This is a genomic window from Nostocoides veronense (assembly GCF_039531185.1).
Lineage (GTDB): Bacteria > Actinomycetota > Actinomycetes > Actinomycetales > Dermatophilaceae > Nostocoides_A > Nostocoides_A veronense.
This window is the reverse complement of the sequence record NZ_BAAAPO010000064.1, coordinates 1-5765: the sequence shown is the minus strand read 5'-3', so window position 1 is coordinate 5765 and position 5765 is coordinate 1. Positions and strand designations below refer to the sequence as shown.

At 64.6% G+C, this 5765-nt stretch carries 11 protein-coding genes and 1 pseudogene; 9 read left to right on the top strand and 3 right to left on the bottom strand.

The window, feature by feature from the left end:
• The first annotated feature begins 319 nt into the window (after window positions 1-319).
• From ABD225_RS18235 to ABD225_RS18195, 9 genes are all read left to right on the top strand, one after another.
• Window positions 320-502 carry a hypothetical protein gene (locus tag ABD225_RS18235; RefSeq protein ID WP_344089018.1) on the top strand — a complete coding sequence of 61 codons (183 nt, stop codon included), beginning with the start codon at window positions 320-322 and terminating at the stop codon, window positions 500-502.
• Window positions 502-1086, top strand: a complete 585-nt coding sequence (locus tag ABD225_RS18230; protein WP_344089016.1) for a hypothetical protein — start codon at window positions 502-504, stop codon at window positions 1084-1086. Before ABD225_RS18235 ends, ABD225_RS18230 begins: the two co-directional genes overlap by 1 nt.
• Window positions 1083-1427 carry a DUF7674 family protein gene (locus ABD225_RS18225; protein ID WP_344089013.1) on the top strand — a complete coding sequence of 115 codons (345 nt, stop codon included), beginning with the start codon at window positions 1083-1085 and terminating at the stop codon, window positions 1425-1427. Before ABD225_RS18230 ends, ABD225_RS18225 begins: the two co-directional genes overlap by 4 nt.
• Window positions 1428-1543: 116 nt before the next feature.
• Window positions 1544-2152 (top strand): hypothetical protein, encoded by a 609-nt coding sequence (locus ABD225_RS18220; protein WP_344089010.1) that lies wholly within the window; start codon window positions 1544-1546, stop codon window positions 2150-2152.
• Window positions 2149-2388: a DUF7660 family protein gene (locus ABD225_RS18215; RefSeq protein WP_344089008.1), complete on the top strand. Its 240-nt coding sequence runs from the start codon at window positions 2149-2151 to the stop codon at window positions 2386-2388. The genes ABD225_RS18220 and ABD225_RS18215 overlap by 4 nt, the downstream gene beginning before the upstream one ends.
• A 190-nt stretch (window positions 2389-2578) precedes the next feature.
• Window positions 2579-3094 carry an EndoU domain-containing protein gene (locus ABD225_RS18210; protein ID WP_344089006.1) on the top strand — a complete coding sequence of 172 codons (516 nt, stop codon included), beginning with the start codon at window positions 2579-2581 and terminating at the stop codon, window positions 3092-3094.
• Window positions 3094-3366, top strand: coding sequence for a MafI family immunity protein (locus ABD225_RS18205; RefSeq protein WP_344089003.1), 273 nt, complete (start codon window positions 3094-3096; stop codon window positions 3364-3366). The genes ABD225_RS18210 and ABD225_RS18205 overlap by 1 nt, the downstream gene beginning before the upstream one ends.
• Window positions 3367-3388: 22 nt before the next feature.
• Window positions 3389-4075 carry a NucA/NucB deoxyribonuclease domain-containing protein gene (locus ABD225_RS18200; RefSeq protein ID WP_344089001.1) on the top strand — a complete coding sequence of 229 codons (687 nt, stop codon included), beginning with the start codon at window positions 3389-3391 and terminating at the stop codon, window positions 4073-4075.
• The gene (locus ABD225_RS18195) at window positions 4075-4647 is read left to right on the top strand and encodes an SMI1/KNR4 family protein (protein WP_344088999.1); all 573 of its coding nucleotides are present in this window, start codon (window positions 4075-4077) and stop codon (window positions 4645-4647) included. Before ABD225_RS18200 ends, ABD225_RS18195 begins: the two co-directional genes overlap by 1 nt.
• 7 nt (window positions 4648-4654) lie before the next feature.
• Here ABD225_RS18195 and ABD225_RS18190 read toward each other — a convergent pair whose 3' ends face one another.
• From ABD225_RS18190 to ABD225_RS18180, 3 genes and pseudogenes are all read right to left on the bottom strand, one after another.
• Window positions 4655-4990 (bottom strand): helix-turn-helix domain-containing protein, encoded by a 336-nt coding sequence (locus ABD225_RS18190; RefSeq protein WP_344089021.1) that lies wholly within the window; start codon window positions 4988-4990, stop codon window positions 4655-4657.
• A 244-nt stretch (window positions 4991-5234) separates the two neighbouring features.
• On the bottom strand, window positions 5235-5477 hold the full coding sequence (locus ABD225_RS18185; RefSeq protein WP_344088997.1) for a hypothetical protein: 243 nt from the start codon (window positions 5475-5477) through the stop codon (window positions 5235-5237).
• Window positions 5474-5697: pseudogene (locus ABD225_RS18180) on the bottom strand (integrase core domain-containing protein); the annotation flags it as partial. The pseudogene ABD225_RS18180 and the gene ABD225_RS18185, both read right to left, overlap by 4 nt.
• Between the last annotated feature and the right edge of the window lie 68 nt (window positions 5698-5765).

The following is a 5765-nucleotide window of genomic DNA, read 5'->3' as shown; positions in this document are numbered from 1 at the left end:
GCCGCCCGCTACCGCGCCTGGCTCACCGCCGCATGAACAGACCTTGACACGGAATAGGAGCATCAGACCCACTCCAGAAGCACTCGGGACGTGAGGGAAGCGCATTCAACGGGCTATCGAGTGGTTCGGCCGCCGCACGGAACGAGCAAGGCCTAAAGGTGCTCGATGACATCCTGAACGACTCCAACGGAAGCACTGAGGTACTCGACCGGGTTACGAACATCTTCGACTCGTCTGGCCGAGGGGTCCGGTTTGGCAACGACGGGTCGTTCATGGGATTCCTGGAGCCACGCGGATGAACGGGTACAGACTGCTTTTGGTGAGCGCCGTCGGCGCCCGCGACGGGATGGCCTTGGAACTGGATGCGATCGACGGTGAGCAGATCGCCGAAGTGTTCGAGGATGAGGATACGAAGGAGCGCACGGTCACGTTCTTCGTCGACAGGGCTGTGCCGCTTGAGGCAGTCGAGTGGCTTCTAGAGCAGGCCCGGACCGAGTTGTGATGAGCCGTCCGGGCGCGACTTCGCGCAGCAACTGCTGGCGATCCCTCCTGGTTGCTTTGATCGCCGTCCTTGCGACTCTGGTCGGCGCAGGAACCGCGTGCGCGATCGAGCCGACCGCCACCTACGACGTAACGGTGTCCGCCTACGACCATCCCCGCGAACATGTGCAGCCTGACACAAGAGCTCCGTCACAGAGAGGCACGTCCGCCGCGCGGCTGGGCTCGACGAGCCCGGTCGCCCTTTCGGCCTGGTTGCCGCGCGGTGTTGCCGCAAACACCGTTGACGACATCCTTCCGACGCCGCGGGTCGGGAGCACCAAGCTCCAGAACCTCGTCAACAACCTCTACAAGGGCACGACGAATCCGAACCGGGTCGGGTACGGCACCACCATGGACGCGATCCGAAACGAGATCGCCACTGGCGTACCGACCAGTGGCCGGATGCACACGATCAAGGGCCAGGAGACCCTCCGCGGGCTGAACAATTGGCTACGACGAAACCCTGACGCTGCCTACTCTGACCGGTTGGTGGCGCAGAGCCTCGCCGACGAGCTCTCGATCGTCCTACGGGGAGGCACACCGTGAGCGCGACCACCGAACGAGCGATCAACAGGCTCGTCGCGGAATTCAATGAGTTGACCCCGATCCTTGAGGAATCACTCGAGGACAACGAGGGCGAACTCCTTCCCCATCTTGTTCTAGCTGATGTCATCCGCTGGCTTGCTGAGCACATCGAGTCGGAGGGGAATACGTGCCGTTCGATTCTCGAGTGGCTGGAGCGCGAGTACGAGCAAGGTTCGGAGGACGTGCAGGGGCTCATCACTGTGAGCGGGGTTGAGATGATCCCGGACCCGGGTCAGCCGGGATCATCGCTTCGGGGGTGGCTGGGTCCCGCGCTACAAGGAGTCGATCCGTGGCTCGCGTAGTCGCCTTCCTGCTGACGGCCATCGTGTCCTGGTTGGGCCTCCTTCATCCAGCACAGGCCGCCGCGGTGGCCGTGGACTCAACGGTCACGACCTACCCTTATGACCATCACCACGTCATGACGGCATCGTCGAGCGCTGTGCCCGAGCGCGGCCCGCCTGGGGTCGCCTACGACTTCACCGCACTCCGTCAGGCCGTCGACATCGCGTCGCGCGGCCCTTCGGCGCGCCCACAGCTCGCGACGACGCTGACCAACACCACCTACGACCACACCGGCCAGCTCGCGCGGGGCATCGGCGGTGCGGGTACGACCCGGACGGCAAATGCCGGCCGCGTGGTGGAACTGCGCGTTGCTCCGGGGGTCCGCGTTGCCGCAAAATCTGGCGACGGGCTGATCGACGCTAGCAAGGTGCGGTTCACCCAAGACAGCGCCGGATCGACCTTCTCTGACGGACGCTCCGTTCTGGACCTCGCCGACGATATGGCAAGGACCGGTAAGGCCCCCGAGGGTTTGCCACAGATCCGACTATTTGAGCAGGACGGAAAGTTGTACTCGCTCGACAACCGCCGACTTTTCGCCGGACAGTACGCAGGTGTCAAACTCCCCTACCGAATGGCAACACCCGCCGAGATCGCCGCCAGGAATCAGACGCAGGTCTTCGACGGCACATCAATCATGATCCGCTTCCCCGGCGGACGAGGGAACTGGGCCTGGTGGCAACAATGACCGTCTACGACCCACTCGAAGGACGTGACGAGGTTCTCGACGTTCTGGACGCCCTCCAGGCAGAGTTGGCCGTTGGCGTGGACTGGGAGAATCGAACCCTCGAACGCTACCTAGACGCCCTCAACGCGCTACTGGGCTCGATCGAGAACACGTACACCAACACAGGGCGTCCGGTACCCACCTCGCCATGGATGCTGATAGCTGAGGCGCTTAGAGGTGCGCGCTTCTATGAATAGCCTTCTGGCGCGTTCCTTCGTCGCCTTCGTGGCCGCCCTGGTGACATGGGCGGGTGCACCGTCCTCAATGGCCGGCGCCATTCCGTCGTCGGCTACCTCGACGTCGTCGGTCTACACGTACGACGGTCAGCACCCGGCTGCAGGGCCAACACTCGCCGGCCCGGATCGCGGACCGCCGACAAATGAGCCCGTGAGCTCCTCCTCCAGCGTGGGCCGGCTTGGGTCGAAGGCCGCGTCGGCGCATCAGTATGCAGCAGTCACGCTGGCCTCCCACGACTACCCCGACCTCGCTCCGTTCACGCGCGCTGCGTCTCGTGGCGGTGCTGCGGTGCAGGCCAGCAGGACGGCGTGCCCTGTCGGCAGTGAGAGACTCGGTGTTGCCGCAAAGTCGGCAGACGAGTTCGTCGACCTAGCCTCGGCATCGCGCCGTAGCCATATCCTTGACGGCCATCGCTACGGCGGGGAGGCGGGCAACACCTGGTTCCCGCAGGGTTGGTCGGACGACAAGATCATGCACTCGATCTCGGACATCGCGACCGATCCGTCTCTCACCTGGGTCCAGCAGACGGGTCGAGCCGGCGCAGCATTCACGCGTGGCGGCGCGCCGGTCAGATACACCGTCGAAGGTGTGCGAGATGGGGTAAAGATCCGGGTCGTCCTCGAACCGGGCGGCGAGGGCATCATCACGGGGTTCCCGATTCCATGATGAGGACACCGAGTCCCGAGGAGATGACCGTCCGTCTGCACGAGGCGATGGACGCGGCGGTTGGGCTCACCCCAGACGACATCATCAATGTGCAGTCGTTGATCGAGGTCGGCGAGTGGCTCGTCGCTTTCGAGACACTCTGTACGCAGATCTACGAATGGGAGATTGGTCTCGAGCCCGACGTGATTCGCGATCTTGAGGGTCTCGGCGCAGCCCTCGGCGCCCGTAAGAAACTCACGGACCATCTGTGGGAAGACGCCGCTGATGCGTAGCAGGGTCGGGACAGTGCTCTCCGTGGTGATTGCTGCCGTCCTGGCTCTGCTCGCTGTTCCAGTTTCCGAGGCCATCGCAGTCGAACCAACGCTGTCGCTGCCGGCCTACGGCTACTACGGCCAGCTCAGTCATTCGATCGTTGGCACTGACGCCTTCGAGCGGGGTCCTCCGGTTCGTACCAGCACAACCTGCACCTACGACGCCGTCGCCCGTTGGTCAAGAGGGGCTTCGGCGCGCTCTGGGCTGGCTGCGACCCGGCCCGCCTACACCTACAACGATCTCGCGGAGGCTGTGCAGGTTGTCGTGTCCACGGCTACCGTCTCGGACACATTGGCGGGCGCTCCGCGAGCGATAGTTGCCGCAAAAGCCGAAGTGCCTACAGTCGTGTTCAGCAGAAGTCGCGCCCCGGGGATCGCCGGGACCTTCGACGATGCGGTCGCGAATGGTGCCCCAACCCAGTTGAACCGCGTGGGCACGGCGGCGCGTGACGCCAATAGGCGGGCGGCGTTGCGAGGGCAATCGCCGGCACCGGCGGGGCAGTCGTTGGACGATTACCCGTTCGCTTGCTCGGCCCAGGGTGGCTGTGGCGCGACTGTCCGGTCTGTTCCGGTTGGCGAGCAGAGTTACCAGGGAGGCGTCCTTAGCCGGTTCTTCCAAGACAACGGAATCGGCGTTGGCGATCCCTTCAATGTGATGTTCGGTCCCTGATGGCTGACCTGCCTGAGGCGCTGTCGCGCGTCGAGGATGGCTTGGTGCGTCTCGATCGGAGTGCTCTGCTTCGATCGCTGCGACCTGGTTTGCAGCGGCAGCTCGTCCGCTCGCAATTGGAGCGAGCTGGGCTCCCGAGCAGCCCGGACCTTGAGACGCTGTACGCGTGGCGAGACGGCACCCAGACCGCGGGCGTCACGCTCGATGACATCCACATTTTCCCGGGCTTCTATCTGCTCTCGCTCGATGACGCGGTCACCAACTATCGCGCCTTCGTGGCCGACCCTCGTTGGGTTCCTGGACGTCTTCCGCTCTTCGCCAACGGAGGTGGGGACTTCTATGTGGTGGATCTTGACCGAGTGCCGCCCGGCTTGATGCGCCACTTCCGGATCGAGGAGTCCGAACAACCGGTCGAGTTCGGGTCGCTGGCGGACATGATCGTCACAGTGGCGACAGGGTTCGACCGGGGTGTGTTCGTTGTTGACTCTGAGGGCTACCTCGAGATGGACGACCTTGCGTTCGCGGCCATCGCCGCCGAGCTCAACCCCGACGTCCCTTGGTGGACCGACTGAGCCAGTGTCAGCTGACGTTGATTTGGCGGACTTGGTGGCGCAGGAGGGCGCCTTCGATCATGGCGGCGACGGTGGCTTGTTCGTCGGGGGTGAGGCGGTCGAGGGCTTCGAGTTGGACGCGTAGGCCGGGGGTGGCGGGGCCGCGTTCGTCGTCGAAGGCGAGGTGGTCGATGCTGCAGGCCAGGGCTCGGGCGAGGGCGCGGAGGACGTCGAGGGTTGGTTGGCTGGTGCCGGCTTCGTAGCGGCGTAGCTGGGTGACGTGGATGCCGATGGTGTCGGCGAGGGCCTGCTGGGTCAGGCCGGCGTGTTTGCGCGTGGTCGCGAGGCGGTGAGCGAAGGTCATGTCCCCGGGTGGGAACTCCAAATCCGAGGCCGGGTTCGCGGCCAGGTGCCCGTTCCGCACGGCCCAGGCGAACAGGGCTCGGACGGGGAGGAGGCGGGCGTTCTGAGAGCGGAAGGTGAGCGGGTCGCCGTTGGTCGAGACTGGTGTGGCGTTCTATGCCGGCAACGCGAAGGTGTGGCTGGCTGATGCTGTGCCACGAGAGTTCATCACCGAGCACCCCGAGTAGAGGTTTCCTCGCGCGCGGTCAGCCGGCGGTACTGAGGGCGGCGCGGATGCGGGTGTTGGCGAGGAGTCCGTCGAGGATGTGCAGGAGGGCGGCTCGGTCGGCGTCGGTGAGGTTGTCGAGGTCGGTGAGTCGGTCGGCGAGGGGGTTGTCTCCGCGTAGGGGGCGGCGGGGGGCGTCGTCGAGCAGGAGGTAGTCGCAAGAGACGTCGAAGATGTCGGTGACCCCTCCCGGCGAGTCCGGAGACTCGGTTTGGTGGTTCATCCTGCCTCGGGCAGGGCGTTGTGGTGACGATAGTGCAGCTGTTCGGCCTCGAGCGGCGTGAGGTCGTCGAGGTATTCGTGGGGTCGGAGGGTGTTGAAGAGTCGACCCACTCGAACGTCGCGACCTCGACTTGAGTGACGTCACGCCAAGGTCCGCAACGGTTGATCATCTCGGTCTTGAATGACCCGATGGTGGTCTCAGCCAACGCGTTGTCGTATGCTTAACCGGCTAATCGCAGCGGATTTCTTTCCGGTTCGGCCCTTTTCGTTGTTTGCCTCACATGGCGGT

Bases quoted from the DNA above. Each gene is read 5' to 3' on its own strand.
- ABD225_RS18205 (WP_344089003.1), top strand. From the start codon at position 3,094: ATGAGGACACCGAGTCCCGAGGAGATGACCGTCCGTCTGCACGAGGCG.
- ABD225_RS18190 (WP_344089021.1), bottom strand. From the start codon at position 4,990: ATGACCTTCGCTCACCGCCTCGCGACCACGCGCAAACACGCCGGCCTG.
- ABD225_RS18185 (WP_344088997.1), bottom strand. From the start codon at position 5,477: ATGAACCACCAAACCGAGTCTCCGGACTCGCCGGGAGGGGTCACCGAC.
- ABD225_RS18230 (WP_344089016.1), top strand. From the start codon at position 502: ATGAGCCGTCCGGGCGCGACTTCGCGCAGCAACTGCTGGCGATCCCTC.
- ABD225_RS18220 (WP_344089010.1), top strand. From the start codon at position 1,544: ATGACGGCATCGTCGAGCGCTGTGCCCGAGCGCGGCCCGCCTGGGGTC.
- ABD225_RS18215 (WP_344089008.1), top strand. From the start codon at position 2,149: ATGACCGTCTACGACCCACTCGAAGGACGTGACGAGGTTCTCGACGTT.
- ABD225_RS18195 (WP_344088999.1), top strand. From the start codon at position 4,075: ATGGCTGACCTGCCTGAGGCGCTGTCGCGCGTCGAGGATGGCTTGGTG.